Source organism: Stenotrophomonas sp., assembly GCF_032099025.1.
GTDB lineage: Bacteria > Pseudomonadota > Gammaproteobacteria > Xanthomonadales > Xanthomonadaceae > Stenotrophomonas.
In genome coordinates this window covers 17,812-38,850 of the sequence record NZ_DAMCID010000034.1, presented here as the reverse complement: position 1 = coordinate 38,850, position 21,039 = coordinate 17,812, and the positions used below count along the sequence as shown (strand labels likewise).

Below are 21,039 nucleotides of genomic sequence, written 5' to 3'. Positions count from 1 at the left end.
CCTGGCGGGCATGTTCGGCGTTCTGGCGCACGGTGGAGGTCAGTTCCTCCATCGAGGCGGCGGTTTCTTCCAGGTTGGCGGCCTGCTGTTCGGTACGGCGCGACAGGTCGCTGTTGCCGGTGGCGATCTCGCTGGCGGCCGAACTGATGGCCATGCTGGACTGCTTGATCCTGGTCACGATGCCGCTGAGCTGTTCGGCGGTGGCGTTGGCATCGTCGCGCATGGTGGCGAACACGCCGTCGAACTCGCCGTGCATGCGCACGGTCAGGTCGCCCTGCGACAGCGCGGTGAGCAGGCCGGAGATCTGCTCGATGCTGGATGCATTGGCGTCGAGCAGGCCGTTGATCTGCTGGGCCAGCTGCAGGAAGAAGCCGTCCTTGCCTTCAGCGCCGATGCGGCCGGACAGGTCGCCGGCGGCGGCCTGGGCGATCACGCGCGCGACTTCGGCCTCGACCAGCGCCTCGGGGGTGCGGTCGCGCCATTCGACGACATGGCCGACGCTCTCGCCTTCTTCATTGCGGATGGTCGACACGACCTGGGCGAACTGCGCGTCACCGAACTGCATGGCGCGGCGGGCGACACCGTGCTGCTTGAGGTTGGCCAGCAGGTTGGCGTCCATTTCGCCACGGTGCTCAAGCACGGTCAGCGGGCGGCCGACCAGCGAGGCGCCGGCGTCGAAGTCGGGCAGGCTCCTGCTCAGCTCGTCCTGGTACTGGGACAGGGTCTGTTCCAGGGCGCGGTTGGCGTAGACGATGTTGAGGTTGTTGTCGGTCAGGTAGACGCCGGTGGAGCTGTAGTCCAGCGCGGTACGGATGCGCAGGTTTTCGCGGGCCACGGCCTGTTCGGTCTCGGTACGGTCGCGCAGGTCGCGCTGCATGCGCTGCATGGCCTGCATGAGGTCGCCGACTTCGTCCTTGCGGCTGACGTCGATGGTGCCGTCCAGCTTGCCGCCGGCCACTTCGTTGGCCACCGACACGGCGCCGCGGACGCTGCCGACCAGGGAGCGGGCGAACAGGTACACCAGCACCAGGCCGAGCGCGGCACCGCCGAGCAGGGCGATGATGGTCAGGGTGGCCGAGGTGGCGTAGGTGGACTCCGCTTCTTCGCGCGAGGCGCGGGCGAGGCGGTTGTCTTCGGCAATCAGCGTTTCAAGCGCGCTGGAGGCCTTGAGGTGCTTGGTGCGGGTTTCGCCGACGAAGGTATCGATGGCGTCGTCCGGCAGGTCCAGCTCCAGCATTTCGGTGACGGAATCGTAGGAGGCCAGCGAATCGGTCCAGTCCTTGGCGAAGGCGTCGAACAGCTTCTTCTGCTGGGGGCTGTCGATGAGGGCGGGGTACTTCTTGATCGAGGCGTCGATCTTGCCGCGCAGGTCGGCCGCGCGGGTCTTGGCTTCGGCCTTGACGTCGTCGCTGGCGCGGATCAGGCCCTGGTAGGCCGAGTTGCGGTATTCGCCAAGCATGCCACGCATCTCGCCGGCCATGCGGATGCTTTCCATCCGGTTGCCGGCCAGTTCGGTGGTCACGTTGTTGAGGGAGTGCAGGCCACGATAGGCGACTACGCCCTGCAGCAGCATCACCAGCAGGAGTACGCCGAAAGTCAGCATCAACTTCGGCATCAGTTTGAGGTTATTGATCCACGGCATGGTGGTGCAGTCTCCAGTGGCAAACGCGTCCGGGCGTGGCGCCCGGTTGCAGCGACCACGCCGGCCAGTGCCGGCGTGGCAGGGCGTTGGACGGTTACTTGATGTTGGCGAGCTTCAGGCCGGCCGGCGAGCTGACTTCGATTTCAGCGCGCGAGGCATCACGGGCAATCTTGCCGATCACGCAGACGGTCTTGCCTTCCAGGGTTTCCAGCGGGAAGCTGAACTTGCCGCGGTTGGCGCCGGCGATGCGGGCCGAGAAGGTGTGGCGCGGGAAGGCGCCGCCCATGTACAGGAAGGTCGGCTGGCCTTCGGAGCCTTCAGCGTAGCGGGCCTTTTCGACCTTGCCGCAGACCATGCCATCCTTGCCGACGGCGCGCGCGGCCAGCTCCGGCGGGATCATGTCGGCCGACTGGGCGAAGGCGGACGACGCGGAAGAGGCGAGCACGGCAACCGAAAACAGAGCGAGCAGGGACTTCATCGGGAGATTCTCCGGGGGATATGGATAGTTGGCCCGGGCGTGGCGGTTGCCACTGCGCCGGGTCCTGAATCCAGCTATCGGCCGTTTGCGACAGAACTGAAGGACTTTCTTGAACGAAAATCGATCTCGTCCATCGCGGACGGCAGGTCAGGCGGCGACGTCTTCGACGACGGCGGTCTGGCCCATGTCGGCGCTGTCGAGCAGGGTTTCGATGTCCAGCAGGATGAGCATGCGATCGTCCTGGGTGCCGATGCCGGAGATGAAGCGGGTATCGACGGCGGCGCCGAACTCGGGGGTCGGGCGGATCTGCTCGGCGCTCAGCGGGATCACGTCGGAGACGCTGTCGACCACGATGCCGACGACGCGGTCTTCGACGTTGAGGACGATCATGACGGTGAAGGCGTCGTAGCGGGCTTCGTCCAGGCGCAGCTTGAGGCGCAGGTCGATGACGGGAACGATGGTGCCGCGCAGGTTGATGACACCCTTGATGTAATCGGGGGCATCGGGGACGCGGGTGACGGAGTCATAGCCGCGGATTTCCTGCACCTTGAGGATGTCCACGCCGTAGTGCTCGGCGCCGAGGGTGAAGCTGAGGAACTCGCCACCGCTGCTGGCGGCGTTGGGGTTGCTGTCTTTCATGGAAGGGATCCTGGGTCGGGCGTGGCGGTCGGAAAAGCGGGGCGTCACGCTCAATATCGGCCTGGGAAGCCGCGACTTTAGAGGCGCAGGGCATAGAGCAAGAGCGCTGGGTCTGAGGGTGCCCCGGGCTTGGGCTGGCGGGTGCGGGTTGGCGGGACACGCCGTGAATCCATCCTTGGAGGCTTGTAGAAAACATCCATGTTTTCTACAGTCCCGCAAACCCACCCCCGCCAACCCTTTGACGCTGTGTGGGTGCGCACAGGAAAAGCGGTAGGTGCCGACCGTTGGTTGGTACGGCCCGTTCCCCTCGTTGAGGCGCCGACCCACTGTCGGCCCGCACACGCATCAGGTAACCAACGGGCAGCCGACTAACAGTCGGCTCTACCGTCGGCTCTACTCGCCGTTTTTGCGGGCGCTGCGTTGGCGGTCGATGCGGAAGATGTAGCGCTGGATCGCGCTGTCGCCGCCGCGCGGCAGGCCGTCGAAACGCATGCCGATGCGCTTCATTTCCGCGCCGCTGGGCAGCTTGACCGCCAGCTGGTTGCAGACGATCAGCGACACATGCAGCGGGCCGGCGTCGGGCACGTCCAGGCGCGCGTCGTAGCGCTTCTGCATGCTGAAGATGTTGCAGTCCACCGGCACGGTCACGGCCAGGCCGCCGCCGCTGATGTCCACCACGCGCAGGTGCAGGGCCTCGCTGCGGTCTTCGTTGATCGGGAACATCAGCTGCGGCGAGTCGGTGATGGGCGTCTCCAGCCGGTACAGCTCGCGGCGCTGCAGGTGCACCAGCTCGGTCGGGAACGGCACGCGGAAGGCAACGTGGCGGTGGCCGCCCGTGCGTTCCAGGTGGTCCAGGCGGAAGCGCACCATCACCCGGTCCAGCTGCGCGAAGCACAGCAGGTGGCCGGCGTCCTCGGCGGCGCGGTTGGCCGGCTCGGAGGGGCTGCCGTCCAGCAGCAGGCAGTCCTCGTCCTCGTCCAGCTCGAGGATCGCGGTCGGGAACGACTGGTCGCGACCGCCCAGATGCGCGTTGATCAGCGAACGCTGGTCAATCAGCGCCTGCAACAACTGCCGGATCTGCCGGGGGTTGCGTACCAGGTAACGGTCATCCGTGCCGTCGTCATCGGCGGCATGGGGAGCGTCGTGTGCGTCAAGGCTGCCTTCGGACATGGACTCTGGCTGGGTTGGGCGGGTACAGACATCAAGCGATGCCGGGTCTCTGTCCGTTTATCGGCACCGGTTCACAATAATGTAGGGCGAATGTGTGTACGGCGACCCGTGATGGGGCTACTCCTGCACGCATGAGCAGCGCGACGACAGGATCATCGGTGGCTGCGGATGTGCCAGCAGGCGCTGCACCAGCGGTGCGGCCGACTGTGGACGGCCGTCTTCACGGGTGATCAGCGCAGGTCCCGCGTACACCAGCCGCTGCTCCCCATCGAGTACCACCCAGGGATAAGGCACCACGGTGGAGATGCTGTGGTAATCCACGGCCTGCAAGGCAGGCAGGACGGCCAGGGTGTTGTGGGCACAGGCGCAGGGCGCCCCGATCCGCAGCAGCAGCGGCGCACCGTGGGTGGCGGGCAGCGGGCCGAGCCGGGCCAGGATCTGCGCGGCGCTCAACGCGGGTTCGCGTGCGGCCAGGTGTGAGTACAGCACGGGCACCAACCCGCCCAGCCACGCGGCCAGTGCGACCGCGCAGAGCGCAGCGCGGGCCGAAGAGGGAAATCCCGACCACCGCTTCAAGAGACCGACCCCACCACGTTCCATCCTTCCCAGGCCATGCAGTAGACGGGTAGCGGCGCGGTGCGCGGTGAACTTGATGCGTTTCAGTGGGCATTCGACGATTCAAGGCAGTGTTGTTTCGGATATGTGACGGGCCGCTCAAAACGACGACACCCCGCGCGGGCGGGGTGTCGTCGATCATGCGCAGTGCTGGCGTGCGTCAGAATTCCTGCCAGTCACTCTCGTTGGCCAGCGCCGGTTCGCGTACCGCCGCCCGACGCGCCGGTGCCGGCGCGGCCGGTCGGGCACGCGACGGTGCGGCGCTGCGCGCGGCCACCGGTGCGGCGGCCGCCACCGGCGCGGCGTGCGCATCGAGCTTGAACAGCGACACCGCATCGGTGAGGTGGCCGGCCTGTTCTTCCATCGAACGTGCGGCGGCGGTGGCTTCTTCGACCAGCGCGGCGTTCTGCTGGGTGGTCTCGTCCATCTGCATGACGGTCTGGTTGACCTGCTCGATGCCGGCTGACTGCTCCTGCGAGGCCGCGGAAATCTCGGCCATGATGTCGGTCACGCGCTGTACCGAGGCCACGATCTCGCCCATGGTGGCGCCGGCCTGGTTGACCAGTGCCGAGCCTTCGGCGACCTTGCCGACCGACTCGTCGATCAGGCCCTTGATCTCCTTGGCGGCGCTGGCCGAACGCTGGGCCAGGGTGCGCACCTCGGAGGCGACCACGGCGAAGCCGCGGCCCTGTTCGCCGGCACGCGCGGCTTCCACCGCGGCGTTCAGCGCCAGGATGTTGGTCTGGAACGCGATGCCGTCGATGACCGTGATGATGTCGGCGATGCGGCGCGAGGATGCGTCGATCTCGTGCATGGTGCTGACCACCTTGCCGACCACTTCGCCGCCCTGCGAGGCCACCGAATGCGCGCCGATGGCGAGCTGGTTGGCCTGGCGGGCATGTTCGGCGTTCTGGCGCACGGTGGAGGTCAGTTCCTCCATCGAGGCGGCGGTTTCTTCCAGGTTGGCGGCCTGCTGCTCGGTGCGGCGCGACAGGTCGTTGTTGCCCGAGGCGATCTCGCCGGCGGCGGTGCTGATGCTGCCCGACGCATGCTGGATGCGACCGACGATCTGGGTCAGCTGGGCCACGGTGGTGTTGGCGTCGTCGCGCATGCTGGCGAACACGCCGTGGAACTGGCCCTGCATGCGTGCGGTGAGGTCGCCGTTGGCGATCGCCTGCAGCAGGTGCGAGAGCTGGGACAGGTTGCCGTCGGCCACTTCCATCATGGTGTTCAGGTGTTCGATCATCACCCGGAAGTCGTGGTCGAAGCGCAGCGCATCGCCGCGCTGGGTGAAGTCACCGGCGGCCGCGGCCTGGGCGAGCGACTGGATCTGGGTATTGATAGCCAGCAGGCTGGCCTTGGCCGCATCCATCGATTCGTGCAGGATCGCGCGGGTGCCCGGCAGGCGGCGCGCATTCTGCGACAGGTCGCCGGCGGCGTACTGGTTGAGGACGTTGATGGCGTCCTTGATCGAATCCAGGTGCTCGAAGATCACCGTGTTGACGCCCACGGCCAGCTGGCCGTACACGCCCGGGAAGTCTTCCGGGATGCGGTGGCTGATGTCCGGGCCGGCGTGCATCTCGACCATCTGCTGGGTCTGCTCGGAGAAGCGGCGCAGCATCAGGGTCATGTCGCGGGTAGCGGCCAGCATCCGGCCGGATTCGTCGGCATTGGTGACGCTGGGGATGTTCACCGACAGATCGCCACGGGCAACCGCCTGGATCGCGGTCATGGCCTGGCGGATCGGGCGGGTGATGGCGCGCGAGATCACGAAGCCCATCGCCACGGCCAGCGCCGACAGCAGCAGGATGGTGGTGATGATGGCCGCCACGCTGTTGCGGTGGGTGGCATTGGCGTCGGCGATCTTGCTCTGCATCAGGTTGCTGCTGAAGGCGCCGAGTTCCTTGAGGTCGTCGAACATCTTGCGGCGCGCCGGGCGCGACTTGTCGTCGGAGATCTGCTGGGCCAGCGCGCCATCACCGGCCGCCACGGCCGCACGCATCTCGCCATTGGCGGCGAAGTAGGCGTCGAGATCGGTAGCGACCTTCTTGTACAGGCCCTTCTCCTCGCCGCCGGCGGGCAGGGCGGCATAGGCCGCCAGCTCGTCGCGCACGGTCTTGGCGGTGGCGTCCATGCGCTTGTTGTAGTCCGCGACCTTGTCGGCCTGGTCCAGCATGGTCAGCTGGGCCAGCTCGAAGGTGCGGAATTCGCCCAGCTGCGCGCGCACTTCGCCCAGGTGCTGCACGGACGGGATGTCGTTGCTTGCCATCTCGGCAAGCTCGGCATTGACGCTGTTGAGGCGCACCAGGGCGAACACGCCCAGCGCGATCGTCATCAGGGTGGTGAGGGCAAACCCGACCGCGAGTTTGCGGGCGATAGGCAGATCGTGGAACCACTTCATGCTGGAAACTCCGGACGGGGCGGGGGCGCACAGCCGTGGGAGCGCTGGGCGGAAGGACGAAAGCGGTGCGGCGGCAGGGCGTAGGACGGGCAATGAAAGTGTCATCGCTACTGCGGATAACGGCGGCAGAGCGTCTGAACTTGAGTGTTCGATGTCACATTTTTTTCGGGATGTCGGCACGCTGCGGGTTTGCCGTGATCGTTGCGAAAGCAAGCAGTAGCAATGCATTCGCCGTGCGGTGGCGAATGGGGTATCGATACCGGGCCGTATCGGCGCCGACCGACATCACGGTTTTCCATCAGGGGTTCCTGGCCTCGGAACGAAGCGCATCCACGCAGGGCGTGGATCTACGCGGGGTTGGCCGTGGGTCACGCGATCGGCGGGCTTGCGTATCAGTTCGTCGCGCGGGGCTTGGCGTTTGACTACGTGATCGTCCTGCGCACGTAACGGTTCGTAGGTCCACGCCGCGCCGCATGACCGTCGGGCACCATTTCGATGAGCGCGTCGCCACGCGCCCGGGACAGACCGCATCTGTGAGGCATGATTCTGTTGCGTGGACACCGCGCGCAGCGCGGCACAAGCGTCCGAAGCCGACGCGGCAACGGTTGCCGCCATGGTTCCAGCGTTTAGACCGAAACGAAGCCGCCCGTCAGGCGTTATGACCCCGCAACGAAGCGGCACAAGCGTCCGAAGCCGACGCGGCAACGGTTGCCGCCATGATTCCGACGTCTAGACCGAAACGAAGCCGCCCGTCAGGCGTTCATGACCCCGGAACGAAGGACGGCCGACCACCGGTCGGCCCCACCAGAAAACAATCATCGCTCGGCCCCACCGTCATTCGCGAAACCACGCGCCGAAAAACAAAAACGCCCCCGAAATCAAACGGGGGCATGTCCACCCGGCCAACGGCCGGCGCTACCATCGGGCAGTTACGCCGCCTGCGGCACCCGCAGCGAACGCACCAGTCCGCCGATATCGACGATCAGCGCGACACGGCCGTCGCCCAGGATGGTGGCACCGGATACGCCACTGATGCGGCGGTAGTTGTTCTCGATGTTCTTCACCACGACCTGCTGCTGGCCGACCAGTTCGTCCACTTCCAGCGCGATCTTCTGGCCATCGCCTTCCACCACCACCACCAGCGAATCATCGTTGGTGCGGCGGCCGAAGCCGTAGTACTCGCTGAGCGACAGGATCGGCAGGTACTCGCCACGCACGCGCAGCACGCGGCCTTCGCCGGCCATCGAACGCACGTCTTCGGCCTGCGGCTGCAGCGCCTCCAGCACGTAGGCAAGCGGCAGGATCACGGTTTCGCCGGCTACCGACACGGTCATGCCGTCGAGGATGGCCAGGGTCAGCGGCAGCCGGATCAGCACGCGGGTGCCATTGCCGGCCTTGCTTTCCAGCTGCACTTCGCCACCCAGGGCCTGGATGTTGCGGCGGACCACGTCCATGCCCACGCCGCGCCCGGACAGATCGGTGACGGCATCGGCAGTGGAGAAGCCGGGCTGGAAGATCAGGTCCCAGACCTGGGCGTCGGTGGGGTTGTCGGGCACGGCCAGGCCGCGCTCGAGGGCCTTGGACAGGATCTTGTCGCGATTCAGGCCGCGGCCGTCGTCGCTGACTTCAATCACGATGTGGCCGCCCTGGTGCGAGGCTGCCAGGGTGATGGTGCCGGTTTCGTCCTTGCCCGCGTCACGACGGACATCGGGCATTTCCAGGCCGTGGTCGATCGAGTTGCGGACCAGGTGCACCAGCGGGTCGGCGATCTTCTCGATCAGGCCCTTGTCCAGCTCGGTGCCTTCGCCGATGGTGCGCAGGCGCACGTGCTTGCCCAGGCGCGAGGAGAGGTCGCGGACCAGGCGCGGGAAGCGGCGGAACACCGCATCCACCGGCAGCATGCGCACGCCGATGACCGCTTCCTGCAGGTCACGGGTGTTGCGTTCCAGCAGGTCCAGGCCGGCGAACAGCTGCTCGGCATGCACCGGATCGAGGGCATGCGAGACCTGCTTGAGCATGGCCTGGGTAATGACCAGTTCGCCGACCAGGTTGATGAGGGCATCGACCTTTTCCACGGCGACGCGGATCGAGGTTTCCGCCTCGTGCGCGGCAGCGGCCGCCGGGGTGGCAGCGGCAGGTGCAGCCGCGGCGGCGGCGGCCGGGGCCGCGGTCGCGGCCGGTGCGCTGGTGGCCAGGCTTGGCGGTGCGGCCGGACGGATGTCCAGTTCGCAGTCGTCCACGACCCAGGCGAAGGTATCTTCGATCTTGCTGCGCGGCACCTTGCCGACCAGACCCAGGTCCCACGCGAGGTGGGCCTCGAGCGGGTCCAGCTGGTCGAAGCCGGGCAGGCGTTCCATCCGTGCGGCGACCTGCAGCGAACCGAGGTGTTCCAGCTCGCGGATGATGCGCAGCGGATCGTTGCCGCTCATGAACAGCGACGGCGCCGGGACGAACCCGATCTGCCACGCTTCCGGGGTGTCATCGACCTTGGCGGCAGCCGGTGCGGCGGCGGCCGGCGCCTGGCCGGACAGCACCGCTTCCAGGCGGGCCTTGATCGCGGCAACGGCCTGCGGGTCGGCCGGCGTGCCGTGTTCGGCTTCGCGCAGCAGCGCGCGCAGCACGTCCACCGAGGAGAGCATGGCGTCCACCGCGGCCGCTTCCAGCGCGCGCTTGCCGGCGCGCAGTTCGTCCAGCAGCGTTTCCAGGACGTGGGTCAGCGCGGCGATGGCATCGAAGCCGAAGGTGCCGGCGCCGCCCTTGATGGAGTGCGCGGCGCGGAACACCGAGTTGATGATCTCAGGGTCCTGCTGACCCGATTCCAGTGCCAGCAGCCCGGCTTCCATCGCGTCCAGCCCCTCACGGCTTTCCTCGAAGAAAGTGGCGTGGAAGCGTTGCAGGTCCATGCTCATGAGAGTTCGGGTCCGGTTACCAATGGGGGAGGAGAAGACGGAAGGGGATCAGCCCAGGACTTTCTGGACGGTGGCGACCAGCTGTTCCGGGTTGAACGGCTTGACCAGCCAGCCGGTGGCACCGGCAGCCTTGCCTTCGGACTTCTTGTCGGCGGCCGATTCGGTGGTCAGCATCAGCATCGGCGTGAACTTGTAGTCCGGCAGCTGGCGCAGTTCGCGGATCAGCGAGATGCCATCCATGTTGGGCATGTTCACGTCGGTGACCACCGCATTGAAGCGCTGGCCCTTGGCCCGCCCCAGTGCGACGGCACCGTCTTCGGCTTCCTCGACGGAAAAACCAGCCGAGGTGAGGGCGAAAGAGACCATCTGGCGCATCGACGCCGAATCGTCCACCACCAAGATACGTGCGCTCATGCCGCGTTCTCCACAGATTTCAGGTTGTCATGGGTTGCATCCAGGCCGAGGGCCTGGGTGACACCGAGCAGGCGCGCGGCATCACGGAAGGTGGCAGTGCAGCCGTCGAATGCGGTCGGGTAGCCTGCCTGACGGCGGGCCTCGACGAAGGCACACAGGACCTGCATTGCCGCGGTATGGATACGGCCGACCTGGCTGGCATCCAGCGTCAGATCGCCGGCCTGGTCCACCAAGGGGGCCAGGCGTGTTTTGAGCTCGGTGCTGTTCTCGATTCCGAGATCATCACCCAGGGCCACAGTGCTCATCGTTGCTCCGGACAAACGGTTCCAACAGTTATAACGGCCTCTGTCGCAGAACCTTTAGGGGTGCCCGGTATCGTCGGTGCCGCCCCTCCGTAGAGCCACGCCCTGCGTGGCTGCAGGATGTCCGGCCCCGGCGCAGCCACGCAGGGCGTGGCTCTACCGACCTTCAGCTCAACAACTGGGTGGCATCCAGCAGGATCATCGGCTGGGCGGTCACGCGGGCCACGCCGCGGAACAGGTCGTTGGAGATCTGGCAGATGCGCGCGGTATCCGGCGGTTCGATCTGGGAGTCGGTGAGGTTGGCCACGTCCTCCACCGCCGAGACCCGCAGGCCCATGGTTTCGCCGTCTTCCTCGAGCACCACGATGCGGGTGTTGGCATCGTCGTGGGCCGGGCCGGCGCCGAGGTGGATGCCCAGGTCCATCACCGGCACCACCTGGCCACGCAGGTTCATGATGCCCAGCATGGCCGAGGACGTGCCGCGCAGCGGCAGCAACGGGACCGGCAGCACCACCTCCTGCACCTTCAGCAGCTCCAGCGCGTACGCCTGGGCGCCGCAGCGAAGACGCAGCCAGCGCGAGGTGCGCTCGCTGGCGCGGCGGTCGCCGCGCGGACTGGAGGCGGGGTTGCGGGCCTGGGCCTGCAGTTCCTGCCAGCTGGTGGGGCGCCCGGAGGCGGCGGCAGGCGCGGGCGGCGGCGGTGCCGCGCGCGCGACAGGAGCGGGGAGCGGTGTGGGCATGGCGCGGGCAGTGGGGGCGGGCGTCGGTGTGGGGGCAGGCGCGCGTGCCGGCGGTGGCGGTGCAGGGGCCGGCGCTGGCGGCGCCGAGGTGTCGTGCAGGGCCTCGGGCGGGAGGTCGTCCCAGCTGGGGCGCGCATCGTTGTCGCTGGCGGCGACCGGGCCCAGCGCCGGGTCGTTCATCAGCTCGTCGAGCAGGGCCAGCGCGGCCGGCGCGCCGGGCGCGGTGGGGCTGTCGAAGGCCGATGCGGCGGCAGCGGGTGCAACCACCGGGCCCAAGGCCGGGTCGTTCATCAATTCGTCGAGCAGGGCCAGCGCGGCGGGTGCGCCGGGCGCGGTCGGGCTGTCGAAGGCCGGTGCGGCGGCAGCGGGTGCAACCACCGGGCCCAAGGCCGGGTCGTTCATCAGCTCGTCGAGCAACGCCAGCGCGGCCGGCGCGCCGGGCGCGGTGGGGCTGTCGAAGACGGGTTCGCCAGTCTCCTGGGGCTGCGCGAACTCGGCGCGGATCGCCTCGGCGACGCCCTCGGGCTCGTCCTGCGTGGACACGGCGACCGCTGCGGCGGGCACGGCGTCACCGAGCAGTTCTTCCAGGTAGTCGTCCAGTACGTCGCTGGTACTCATGCCGCGCGCTCCATATGCAGCGCGTCGTCGGCCAGGATCCACTCCAGCGCGCGCCGGTAGGAGGCCAGGCCGCGACCGGGATAATCGGTCGACTGCAGCGGCAGGGTCAGGCTGGCGGCATTGCTGACCCGGGTGTCCACCGGAATGGCGTCTTCCCAGACGCGGTGGCCGTGGTTGTCCTGCATCTGCTTGAGGGTCTCGTTGCCGGTGCGGGTGCGGCGGTCGAACAGGGTCGGCAGGATCGACATCGGCAGCGGGCGGCGACGCGAGCGCTCCACCATCTCGCCGGTGCGCACCATGCCATCCAGCCCGTGCAGGGCCAATGGTTCGGCCTGGGTGGGAATGATCAGGCGGTCGGCGGCGGCCAGCGCGTTGATCATCAGCAGGCCCAGGGTCGGCGCGCAGTCGAGCAGGATGTAGTCGTGCTGGCCCCGGTGCCGCGCCAGCGCGTTCTGCAGGGCCAGGCCCAGGCCGGGCTGGTTGGCGCTGCGGCGCTCCAGCGTGGCCAGTGCGGCTTGGGCGCACACGTAGTCCACACCGGGAATATCGCTGTGGTGGGCGAGGCTGGCCAGCTCGGCCGGCGGGGTGCCGAACAGTTCCAGCACGCCCTGCGGCGTGGGGTCCAGCGGCACGCCGAACGCGCGGGTCAGCGACGAGTGCGGATCAAGATCGATCAGCAGCACGCGGTGGCCGAGCGTGGCCAGGCCGCGGCCGAGAGCGAGCGTGGTAGTGGTCTTGCCCACGCCGCCTTTCTGGTTGGCGATTGCCCAGATACGCATCGGTTCACTCCTTCATTGCAGGGGGGGCGGCGGCGCCAATGCGGCTGCCGGCCGGCACCGGTGGCAACTGCACCGGGGCGAGGGGGGAAACTGGGGGCGCGGTGGACGACGGTGCCGCCGCGCTGGTGTCGGCGGTGAGCTGCGGACCCAGCGGGTCCACGGCCTGCGCGGTGTCGGCCAGGATGATCACCATCACGCGCCGGTTGCGGTTGCGGCCGTCGGCGCTGGTGTTGTCTTCGCGTGGGCGGAACTGGCCGTAGCCGACCATCGCCAGCCGTGCCGGCTGCACGCCCTGGTCGGCGAACAGGTGCACCACGCTGGCCGCGCGCGCGGCCGAGAGTTCCCAGTTGGACGGAAACATCGCGGTGGCGATCGGCACGTTGTCGGTGTGGCCTTCCACGCGCACGCCGTTCGGGGCGTCGTGCAGGACCTGGGCCAGGGAGGACAGGGTGTCCCGTGCATGCACGTCGAGCGTGGCCGAGCCGGTGGTGAACAGGATGTCGCTGTTGATCTCCACTTCGATCCACAGCTCGGTGCGGCGCACGGTGATCATGCCGCGGTCGATCAGCGGCGCCAGCGTGGCGGTGAGGCGGTCGGCAATCGTGTTGAGCTGGCGCTCGGCGCGCTGCAGCTGTTCCTGGTTGTGCACCGAGACCGGCATGCGCATCTGCGAGGCCATGGCCGGCAGCAGGGTGGGGTCGTTGGTCGGGGAGGGCGCGGACGGGCCGACCCGGTTGCCGGCCTTGATCACCGACGGGCTGTCCCAGCCGCCGCCCTGGACCTGCTGGTTGCCGACCTGCACCGGGTTGATGGTGCGCGGCGCGCCACCGAAGGCGGTGGTCAGCGCATCGGCCATGACCCGGTACTTGCCCTCGTTGAGCGAGGAAATGGCGTACATCACCACGAAGAACGCGAGCAGCAGGGTCATGAGGTCGGCGTAGGGAATCGCCCAGGCCTCATGGTTGGCATGCTCTTCGTGGGCTTTGCGGCGGGCCATGTCAGTGCAGGAACCCGGACAGGTTGGTTTCGATGTTGCGCGGGTTCTCACCCTGGGCGATCGAGATCAGGCCTTCGATGATCATCTCGCGGTCGCGGCTGTTGTGGTGGATCACGCTCTTGAGCTTGGCCGAGACCGGCAGGAACAGCAGGTTGGCCGAGGCGATGCCGTAGATGGTGGCGGTGAACGCGGCGGCGATGCCGTGGCCGAGCTTGCTCGGGTCGGCGAGGTTCTTCATCACGGCGATCAGGCCCAGCACCGCGCCGATGATGCCCAGGGTGGGGGCGTAGACGCCCATGCCCTCGAACACCTTGGAGGCGGCCAGGTCCTGGCTCTCCTGGCTGCTCAGTTCGATTTCCATCATGTGGCGGATGGTTTCCGGCTCCACGCCATCCACCAGCAGCTGCAGGCCCTTGCGCAGGAACGGGTCGTCCTGTGCGTCCACCTGTGCTTCCAGGCCCAGCAGGCCCTGGCGGCGCGCGATGTTGCTACATTCCACGATCTGGCGGATCAGTTCGGCGCGGTCGCTGCTCGGCGGGCGCACCACCCAGCTGACGATCTTGAAGGCGTGCTTGAACACGGCCGGCGAGGTGTGCAGCAGGATCGCGGCCAGGGTGCCGACAATGACGATCACGAATGCGGCGGGGGACCACAGCGACGCCAGCCCGGCACCCTTGAGGATGCTGCCGCCGACCAGCGAGGCCAGGGCGAGGAAAAGTCCAATGAGGCTGAGTCTGTCCATTTGTCCGTTATCGGCTTGCGTGTGGGGGACTTGAATCAATCGTGCGGGGTGCGCAGGCCGTCCACGTCGAGGATCAGCGACATGCGGCCGTCACCGATCAGGGTGGCGCCGGCGTAGCCGCGCAGGCCGCGCAGCGCCTTGGGCAGGGGCTTGATCACCACTTCCTCGCGGCCGCGCACCTGGTCCACGACCAGGCCGAAGCGTGCTTCCCCGGCCTGCAGCACGACGATGGTGAGCAGCGGCGAGGCCACCGGTTCCACCGCCAGCCAGTGGCGCAGGTCCACCAGCGGCAGGGTGTGGGACTTGCGGTCCAGCACGGCGCGCCCGTCGAACCAGCCCAGCGAGGAGTTGGGGGCGTGCAGCACCTCCATCACGCGCGCCAGGGGCAGGGCGTAGACATCTTCGCCGGCCTGGACCAGCAGGGTGGGCAGGATCGCCAGGGTCAGCGGCACGCGGATCATGAAGCGGCTGCCACGGCCCAGTTCGGACTGGATCTGGATCTGGCCGCTGAGTTCGCGGATACGCGACTGCACCACGTCCATGCCCACGCCGCGGCCGGAGATGTCGGTGACTTCCTGCTTGGTCGAGAAGCCCGGCAGGAACACCAGGTGCAGGCACTCTTCGCTGGTCAGGCGGGCGGCGGCTTCGGGATCGATCAGGCCCTTCTCGCGCGCCTTCGCACGCAGCCGTTCCGGATCGATGCCGGCGCCGTCGTCCTGCACTTCAATGCTGACGTAGTCGCCTTCCTGCTGTGCCGACAGGCGGACGTTGCCGCTGCGGGTCTTGCCCTGCGCTTCGCGCAGCTCGGGCATTTCAATGCCGTGGTCGATCGCGTTGCGCACCAGGTGCACCAGCGGATCGGCCAATGCCTCGACCAGGTTGCGGTCCAGTTCGGTCTCGGCGCCGATCAGCTCCAGCTCCACTTCCTTCTTGAGGTTGCGCGCGACGTCGCGGGCCACCTTGGGGAAGCGCGAGAACACCTTGCCCACCGGCTGCATGCGGGTGCGCATGACCGCCGATTGCAGGCGGGCGGTGGCGATGTCCAGGGTGGAGACGGCGCGGTCGAGTTCTTCGTCGTGCAGGCGCGCGCGCAGGGTCTTGAGCCGGTTGCGCGACAGCACCAGTTCGCCGATGAGGTTGACGATGGCATCCAGGCGCTTGGTGTCCACGCGCACGGTGTGTTCGGCTTCGGCCACCGGCTTGTTGGCGGCCGGCTTGGCCGGGGCCGGGGCGGCCACCGCGCGCGGTGGTGCGGCGACGGGTGCCGGCGCGACCGCTGCGTGGCTGCCCGGGGCGGCGCCGCCATGCAGCTGGTCGAGCAGCGCCTCGAATTCGTCTTCGCCGATCATGCCGTCATCGGCGCGTTTCGTGGGCGTCACGGCGGTGGGTGCCGCGCCGCCATGCAGCTGGTCGAGCAGGGCTTCGAACTCGTCGTCGCTGATCAGCTCGCCGCTGCTCGCACCGGCCGCCGCGGCTACTGGAACCGGCGTGGCCGGACCATTGACGTCGAACTGCGCGATCAGTTCCGGGGGGGCGTAGCCCGGCTCGGTGCCGGCAGCCACCGAATCAAGCATCGACTGCAGGTAATCCAGCGATTGCTGGCCGGCATCGAAGTGGTGCGCCTGCAGCGTGGCCTGGCCGGAACGTGCCATGCCGAGGGTTTCCTCGGCGGCGTGGCAGAGCTCGACCATGGCCTGGATGCCGAGGAAGCCGGCACCGCCCTTGAGCGTATGGAAGCCACGGAAGACGGCGTTGAGCTGGTCGCTGTCCTGGGGCGACTGCTCCAGCGACACCAGCTGTTCGCCGAGGCGATCCAGGATCTCCTGGGCCTCGAGGATGAAGTCTGCGGCAATGTCGTCTGGAACAGCACTCATGGTTTCAAAGCCCCAAATCTGAAAGCAGGTCGTCGGCATCCACCTGCGATACCTGGTGGCGGTCCAGCCCGGTCACGGCCGGGCCGGCCAGGCCGTTGTCGCGCTTGTTGGCGGTGTCGTCCTGCGGCGGCGGCAGGCCGAGCGCGCCGAACCCTTCGTGCACGCGCCGCACGATCCCCACCACGCGGCGGATGATCTGCCCGGTGAGATCCTGGTAGCTCTGGGTCAGCGCGATTTCGGTGAGGTTGTGGCGGATCCGGTCCAGCTGCTGGTCCTGGTCCGGGCTCAGCCCGTTGGCGCGCAGCTGTTCGGTCAGTGCCCGGCATTCCTCGGCGAGGTCCAGGGTGCGGTGGGTGGCCTGTTCGGTCATCGCCACCACGTGGTCCAGGCGCGCGCAGGCGTCGTCCAGCTCGCCGGCCTCGCTGGGCAGGGTGGGCAGCTCGCCCAGGGCCTGGCCCAGCTCGCGGGCAAGCCGGTTCAGGCCGGCCATCATCGGCTGGGTGCGCACGGCGGCCAGGGCGTCGATTTCCCGGCGCCAACCGGCCTCGTCACCGCTTTCCAGCGCGGCCAGGGCATCCTGCAGGCGCTGCACCAGCGCGGACTTGTCGCGAAGGCTTTCCATCAGGCGCTCGCCGCCAGACGCTCGAAGATCTTGCCGAGCTTTTCTTCCAGGGTCGCTGCGGTGAACGGCTTGATGATGTAGCCGTTCACGCCGGACTGGGCGGCTTCGATGATCTGTTCGCGCTTGGCTTCGGCGGTCACCATCAGCACCGGCAGCGTCTTGAGCTTGGCATCGGCGCGGATCGCCTTGAGCAGGTCGATACCGGTCATGACCGGCATGTTCCAGTCGGTGACCACGAAATCGAACGCCTGGCTCTGCAGCAGGGCCAGCGCGGCATGCCCGTCCTCGGCTTCGGCCGTATTGGTGAAGCCCAGATCGCCCAGCAGGTTCTTGACGATACGACGCATGGTCGAGAAGTCGTCGACGATCAGGATACGCATGTTCTTGTTCAAAGCACTTTCCTCGGTATCAAGTGTTTTCAAGGCCGGCGTCGGCCGCCTCGAAGATCTTCAGTCGGCCACGCAGGCGCAGCACTGCCTGGCCGTGGATCTGGCAGACGCGTGACTCGCTGACGCCGAGCACCGCGCCGATCTCTTTCAGGTTCAGCTCCTGCTCGTAGTACAGCGACAGCACCAGCTGTTCGCGCTCGGGCAGCAGGCCGATGGCATTGCCCAGTTCGCGCCCGAACTCGCCGCGTTCCAGGACCTGCTGCGGGGTCGGGCCGCCCTGGGCAACCGTGTCCAGTTCGCCCTGGTCTTCAATGCGTGACTCCAGGCTCAGGACCTGGCCGCGTGAGGCGTCTTCCATCAGGCGCAGGTAGTCGGGCAGGGGCATGTCCATCGCCGCGGCCACTTCGGTGGCGCTCGCGGCGCGGCCGGTACTCTGCTCCAGGCGGCGGATGGTGGACGCGGCGTCGCGGGCACGGCGGTGCACCGAACGCGGCACCCAGTCGCCACGGCGGATCTCGTCGATCATCGAGCCGCGGATGCGGATCGAGGCATAGGTTTCGAACGAGGCGCCCTGGTCGGCGTCGTAACTGCGCGAGGCCTCGATCAGGCCCATCATGCCGGCCTGGATCAGGTCGTCCACTTCGACGCTGGCCGGCAGGCGCGCGGCCAGGTGGTGGGCGATGCGCCGGACCAGGTCCGAGTGCTGGGCAATGCACTCGTTGGCCGCAGCGCGCTGGACCTCTTTGTATTGTGCGGCGCCTTTCATGCGGTCACCCCGCGTTGCTTGAGGATACGTTCCAGGAAGAACTCGACGCCGCCGCGCGGCTCGGTCGGTGCCTGCCAGCGGGCGGTGCGGCGGGCGATCTCGGTGATCGCCTGCGCGGCCGGGCTGGACGGGTAGGCCTTCACCACCGGCTGCTGGCGCTGCACCGACAGGCGCAGCCAGTCGTCCTGCGGCACGCAGCCCAGGTAGTTCAGCGAGACATCCGCCAGGAACTTGTCGCAGACCCGGCTGAGCTTTTCGTACAGCACACGGCCTTCGTTGGGGTCGCGCACCATGTTGGCCACGACCTGGATGCGGTCCACGCCGCGTTCGCGCGACAGCACCTTGATCAGCGCGTAGGCGTCGGTGATGGACGCCGGCTCGTCGCAGACCACCACCACGGTGTCCTGGGCGGCCTGGCAGAAGGTCAGCACGCCGTCGGTGATGCCGGCGGCGGTATCGACCACCATGAAGTCCAGATCGCGTTCCAGTTCGGAGAACACGTTGACCAGGCCCACGTGCTCGGCCGGCTGCAGTTCGGCCATGTGCCGGCGACCGGACGCGGCCGGCACCACCAGCACACCGCCGGGGCCTTCCAGGATCACCTCGTCCAGGGTGCAGCGACCGGCGACCAGGTCGGCCAGGGTCAGCTTGGGCTGCAGGCCCAGGATCACGTCGATGTTGGCCAGGCCCAGGTCGGCGTCCAGCAGCAGCGTGCGCTTGCCCATGTCGGCGAGCGCCACGGCCAGGTTGGCCGACACGTTGGTCTTGCCCACGCCGCCCTTGCCGCCGGTGACGGCGATGGTACGGACCGGGCCCAGCGGCGCACTACGCGTGGCCGACAGCGGGAAGGTCTTGGTCAGATTGGCATACTCACGCGACGGCATGGTTCAACTCCGGGTTGCAGGGCATATCGGCCGCGCGGCGCAAATCTTCAAGGCGAAGTACAAGATTGGCTGCACTGGCCCGGTGCAGGTCTTCGGGAACGTCCTGGCCATCGGTCACCCAGGTGATCGGCAGGCGGTGGTCGACGGCCACCGACAGGGCGGTGCCGAAGCGGCCGGTTTCGTCCAGCTTGCTGAGCACCACGCCCTGGGGGTTGGCGGCGCTGAAGCGGCGGACCACCTCGTCCATGTCGCCGAAACTGGTGTTGGCCGGCAGCACCAGCAGGGTGCGGATCTGCGGGGCGGCGCGCAGCCACTGCAGCTGGGCGGCCAGGGCGCGGTCGCGCGGGCCCAGGCCGGCGGTGTCGATCAGCACCAGCTTGTAGTCCTTCAGGCGTTCCAGCAGCTGGGTCAGGTCGCTGCCGCTGTTGGCCTCGTGCACGGCGATGCCGAGCTGGCGGCCGAAGCCATACAGCTGCTCGCGGGCGCCGATGCGGCCGGTGTCGGTGGTGACCAGGGCCACGTCACGTGCGGCATGGGCTTCGGCAAAGCGCGAGGCCAGCTTGGCAATCGTGGTGGTCTTGCCGGCGCCGGTCGGGCCGACCAGGGCGATCACGCCGCCGGCCTCCAGCGGGTCCACCGGGGCGATCGGCAGCTTCTTGGACAGCAGGCCCAGCATCAGGCCGCGGCCGCGGTGGGCTTCGGTGTCCAGCGGGATCTGCAGGGCCACATCGCGGCTGATGCCGGCATCGAAGCCGTATTCGTCCATCAGGTCCAGCGCGGCGGCGCGCACGGCCGAGCCGCGCAGGCGCTCGTCGGTGAAACGGGTCATCTCGCGTTCGATGATGTGGCGCATGCCGGCCACTTCATTGCGCAGCTGGCGCAGGTCCTCGTCGTCGCGGGCCACCACGGTCAGCGGCGCGGCAACAGGGGCCGGGGCAGCGGCCACCACGGCGACGGCGACGACCTCGGCGACCGGTGCGGGTTCGTTGGCGGCCTGCATCGCCGGCAGGGCCGGCGGGGCCGGCGGGGCGATCGGGGCAGCCGGCGCGGCGGGTGCAGCCGCCTCAACGCTGGCGATCGGCGCGACCGGCGTGAACACGGCCGAGTCGTCGATCTGCAGCATCGGCGAGACCGGCGCCGGTACCACCGGCACGGTCTCCCACAGCGGCGCGGCCGGGGCGAGGACGGGGGCGCGCTGCATCTGCTGGGACGGCATCTGCGGGATCTGCGGAATCTGCGGCGGCACCGTGGCGCGGCTGAGCGGGGCATGCATTTCGAACAGCGGCGCCTCGTCCATCGGCGGGTCGATGATGAAGCGGGCGCGGTTGGGCGCGGCCGGCGCGGCAGCACGGACCGGTGCCTGGATCGCAGCCGGCATCCCGGCGACGTCATGGGTGGCGTGGGCAGCAGCGCGTTCGGCGGCAGCGGCCTGTTCCACATTGAACGGGGCGAAGATCTGTTCCGGCAGTACGTCGGCCCGGGAGGCGGGCTGTACGTTGGCGCGGGCCAGGGTGGCGGCGAAGCCACTGCTGCCCGGCGGCGGCACGATTTCGTTGGCGCTGTCCAGGGTGCGACCGGTCGCGCCGACGGCGGCGCGGGCCAGGGCGGCCACCGCAGAGGTGGTAGCGGCGACCGGTTCCGGTGCGGCCAACGGGGCCTTGCGGCGGGTCACGGCGGCAATCACGGCATCGGCGGCATTGCGCGGACGCGGGGCCGGCGGCGGCGGGGCGACATCCTTGCGGGCCGCTTCCAGTGCACGCTGCACGGCGCCTTCGTCATAGTTCGCGGCCGCCACGATTTCGACGCCTTCCTCGATCCGGCGATTGGACAGGATCACGGCATCCGGACCGTGTTCCTTGCGCACCAGGTTCATGGCCGAGCGCATATCGGGAGCGACGAAGCGTTTGATTTTCATGCTGTGGTACCGGGACTGGGGCGGCTGGGCGGTCGAAGGGAAGCGCTGGTTGTCGGTGGTCTGCACGGTCCGGGTTTCCCTTTGTGTCCTGCTGCGGTGATATCGAAATGGGGGTGTCTGTTTTCTGACGCGTTGCTGTCGGAG

General features: G+C 68.2%; 19 protein-coding genes. All 19 read right to left on the bottom strand.

The window, feature by feature from the left end; translation table 11 throughout:
• Positions 1 to 1,642: MCP four helix bundle domain-containing protein (locus RT456_RS17605; protein ID WP_313348500.1), on the bottom strand; the 1,642-nt coding region annotated here is incomplete at its 3' end.
• A gap of 94 nt (positions 1,643 to 1,736) precedes the next feature.
• On the bottom strand, positions 1,737 to 2,120 hold the full coding sequence (locus RT456_RS17600) for a hypothetical protein (RefSeq protein ID WP_313348498.1): 384 nt from the start codon (positions 2,118 to 2,120) through the stop codon (positions 1,737 to 1,739).
• A 147-nt stretch (positions 2,121 to 2,267) separates the two neighbouring features.
• Positions 2,268 to 2,759, bottom strand: a complete 492-nt coding sequence (locus RT456_RS17595) for a chemotaxis protein CheW (protein WP_313348496.1) — start codon at positions 2,757 to 2,759, stop codon at positions 2,268 to 2,270.
• Positions 2,760 to 3,152: 393 nt separating this feature from the next.
• Positions 3,153 to 3,929 carry a flagellar brake protein gene (locus RT456_RS17590; protein WP_313348494.1) on the bottom strand — a complete coding sequence of 259 codons (777 nt, stop codon included), beginning with the start codon at positions 3,927 to 3,929 and terminating at the stop codon, positions 3,153 to 3,155.
• A gap of 117 nt (positions 3,930 to 4,046) precedes the next feature.
• Positions 4,047 to 4,418 carry a hypothetical protein gene (locus RT456_RS17585; RefSeq protein WP_313348492.1) on the bottom strand — a complete coding sequence of 124 codons (372 nt, stop codon included), beginning with the start codon at positions 4,416 to 4,418 and terminating at the stop codon, positions 4,047 to 4,049.
• Between the two features lie 286 nt (positions 4,419 to 4,704).
• Positions 4,705 to 6,945, bottom strand: a complete 2,241-nt coding sequence (locus RT456_RS17580) for a methyl-accepting chemotaxis protein (protein ID WP_313348490.1) — start codon at positions 6,943 to 6,945, stop codon at positions 4,705 to 4,707.
• Positions 6,946 to 7,874: 929 nt separating this feature from the next.
• Positions 7,875 to 9,854 carry a chemotaxis protein CheA gene (locus RT456_RS17575; protein ID WP_313348488.1) on the bottom strand — a complete coding sequence of 660 codons (1,980 nt, stop codon included), beginning with the start codon at positions 9,852 to 9,854 and terminating at the stop codon, positions 7,875 to 7,877.
• A gap of 48 nt (positions 9,855 to 9,902) precedes the next feature.
• Positions 9,903 to 10,268, bottom strand: coding sequence for a response regulator (locus tag RT456_RS17570; RefSeq protein ID WP_038688521.1), 366 nt, complete (start codon positions 10,266 to 10,268; stop codon positions 9,903 to 9,905).
• On the bottom strand, positions 10,265 to 10,573 hold the full coding sequence (locus RT456_RS17565) for an STAS domain-containing protein (protein WP_313348486.1): 309 nt from the start codon (positions 10,571 to 10,573) through the stop codon (positions 10,265 to 10,267). Before RT456_RS17565 ends, RT456_RS17570 begins: the two co-directional genes overlap by 4 nt.
• A gap of 163 nt (positions 10,574 to 10,736) precedes the next feature.
• Positions 10,737 to 11,927 carry a chemotaxis protein CheW gene (locus RT456_RS17560; protein WP_313348485.1) on the bottom strand — a complete coding sequence of 397 codons (1,191 nt, stop codon included), beginning with the start codon at positions 11,925 to 11,927 and terminating at the stop codon, positions 10,737 to 10,739.
• The gene (locus tag RT456_RS17555; RefSeq protein ID WP_313348484.1) at positions 11,924 to 12,706 is read right to left on the bottom strand and encodes a ParA family protein; all 783 of its coding nucleotides are present in this window, start codon (positions 12,704 to 12,706) and stop codon (positions 11,924 to 11,926) included. The genes RT456_RS17560 and RT456_RS17555 overlap by 4 nt, the downstream gene beginning before the upstream one ends.
• Positions 12,707 to 12,710: 4 nt before the next feature.
• Positions 12,711 to 13,703, bottom strand: coding sequence for a flagellar motor protein MotD (motD, locus tag RT456_RS17550; protein WP_313348482.1), 993 nt, complete (start codon positions 13,701 to 13,703; stop codon positions 12,711 to 12,713).
• Position 13,704: 1 nt separating this feature from the next.
• Positions 13,705 to 14,445: a flagellar motor protein gene (locus RT456_RS17545; RefSeq protein ID WP_313348481.1), complete on the bottom strand. Its 741-nt coding sequence runs from the start codon at positions 14,443 to 14,445 to the stop codon at positions 13,705 to 13,707.
• A 35-nt stretch (positions 14,446 to 14,480) separates the two neighbouring features.
• On the bottom strand, positions 14,481 to 16,319 hold the full coding sequence (locus tag RT456_RS17540) for a chemotaxis protein CheA (RefSeq protein ID WP_313348479.1): 1,839 nt from the start codon (positions 16,317 to 16,319) through the stop codon (positions 14,481 to 14,483).
• A 4-nt stretch (positions 16,320 to 16,323) separates the two neighbouring features.
• Positions 16,324 to 16,941 (bottom strand): protein phosphatase CheZ, encoded by a 618-nt coding sequence (locus RT456_RS17535; RefSeq protein WP_313348477.1) that lies wholly within the window; start codon positions 16,939 to 16,941, stop codon positions 16,324 to 16,326.
• Positions 16,941 to 17,333: a chemotaxis response regulator CheY gene (cheY, locus tag RT456_RS17530; protein WP_313348476.1), complete on the bottom strand. Its 393-nt coding sequence runs from the start codon at positions 17,331 to 17,333 to the stop codon at positions 16,941 to 16,943. The genes RT456_RS17535 and cheY overlap by 1 nt, the downstream gene beginning before the upstream one ends.
• A gap of 16 nt (positions 17,334 to 17,349) precedes the next feature.
• Positions 17,350 to 18,096 (bottom strand): RNA polymerase sigma factor FliA, encoded by a 747-nt coding sequence (locus RT456_RS17525; RefSeq protein WP_313348475.1) that lies wholly within the window; start codon positions 18,094 to 18,096, stop codon positions 17,350 to 17,352.
• Positions 18,093 to 18,980 carry a MinD/ParA family protein gene (locus RT456_RS17520; RefSeq protein ID WP_313348473.1) on the bottom strand — a complete coding sequence of 296 codons (888 nt, stop codon included), beginning with the start codon at positions 18,978 to 18,980 and terminating at the stop codon, positions 18,093 to 18,095. Before RT456_RS17520 ends, RT456_RS17525 begins: the two co-directional genes overlap by 4 nt.
• Positions 18,967 to 20,895, bottom strand: a complete 1,929-nt coding sequence (locus RT456_RS17515; protein ID WP_313348472.1) for an AAA family ATPase — start codon at positions 20,893 to 20,895, stop codon at positions 18,967 to 18,969. Before RT456_RS17515 ends, RT456_RS17520 begins: the two co-directional genes overlap by 14 nt.
• Positions 20,896 to 21,039: the final 144 nt, after the last annotated feature.

Bases quoted from the DNA above. Each gene is read 5' to 3' on its own strand.
- RT456_RS17525 (WP_313348475.1), bottom strand. From the start codon at position 18,096: ATGAAAGGCGCCGCACAATACAAAGAGGTCCAGCGCGCTGCGGCCAAC.
- RT456_RS17565 (WP_313348486.1), bottom strand. From the start codon at position 10,573: ATGAGCACTGTGGCCCTGGGTGATGATCTCGGAATCGAGAACAGCACC.
- RT456_RS17590 (WP_313348494.1), bottom strand. From the start codon at position 3,929: ATGTCCGAAGGCAGCCTTGACGCACACGACGCTCCCCATGCCGCCGAT.
- RT456_RS17570 (WP_038688521.1), bottom strand. From the start codon at position 10,268: ATGAGCGCACGTATCTTGGTGGTGGACGATTCGGCGTCGATGCGCCAG.
- RT456_RS17520 (WP_313348473.1), bottom strand. From the start codon at position 18,980: ATGCCGTCGCGTGAGTATGCCAATCTGACCAAGACCTTCCCGCTGTCG.
- RT456_RS17575 (WP_313348488.1), bottom strand. From the start codon at position 9,854: ATGAGCATGGACCTGCAACGCTTCCACGCCACTTTCTTCGAGGAAAGC.
- RT456_RS17600 (WP_313348498.1), bottom strand. From the start codon at position 2,120: ATGAAGTCCCTGCTCGCTCTGTTTTCGGTTGCCGTGCTCGCCTCTTCC.
- RT456_RS17595 (WP_313348496.1), bottom strand. From the start codon at position 2,759: ATGAAAGACAGCAACCCCAACGCCGCCAGCAGCGGTGGCGAGTTCCTC.
- motD (WP_313348482.1), bottom strand. From the start codon at position 13,703: ATGGCCCGCCGCAAAGCCCACGAAGAGCATGCCAACCATGAGGCCTGG.
- RT456_RS17540 (WP_313348479.1), bottom strand. From the start codon at position 16,319: ATGAGTGCTGTTCCAGACGACATTGCCGCAGACTTCATCCTCGAGGCC.
- RT456_RS17535 (WP_313348477.1), bottom strand. From the start codon at position 16,941: ATGGAAAGCCTTCGCGACAAGTCCGCGCTGGTGCAGCGCCTGCAGGAT.
- RT456_RS17555 (WP_313348484.1), bottom strand. From the start codon at position 12,706: ATGCGTATCTGGGCAATCGCCAACCAGAAAGGCGGCGTGGGCAAGACC.
- RT456_RS17515 (WP_313348472.1), bottom strand. From the start codon at position 20,895: ATGAAAATCAAACGCTTCGTCGCTCCCGATATGCGCTCGGCCATGAAC.
- RT456_RS17545 (WP_313348481.1), bottom strand. From the start codon at position 14,445: ATGGACAGACTCAGCCTCATTGGACTTTTCCTCGCCCTGGCCTCGCTG.
- RT456_RS17580 (WP_313348490.1), bottom strand. From the start codon at position 6,945: ATGAAGTGGTTCCACGATCTGCCTATCGCCCGCAAACTCGCGGTCGGG.
- RT456_RS17560 (WP_313348485.1), bottom strand. From the start codon at position 11,927: ATGAGTACCAGCGACGTACTGGACGACTACCTGGAAGAACTGCTCGGT.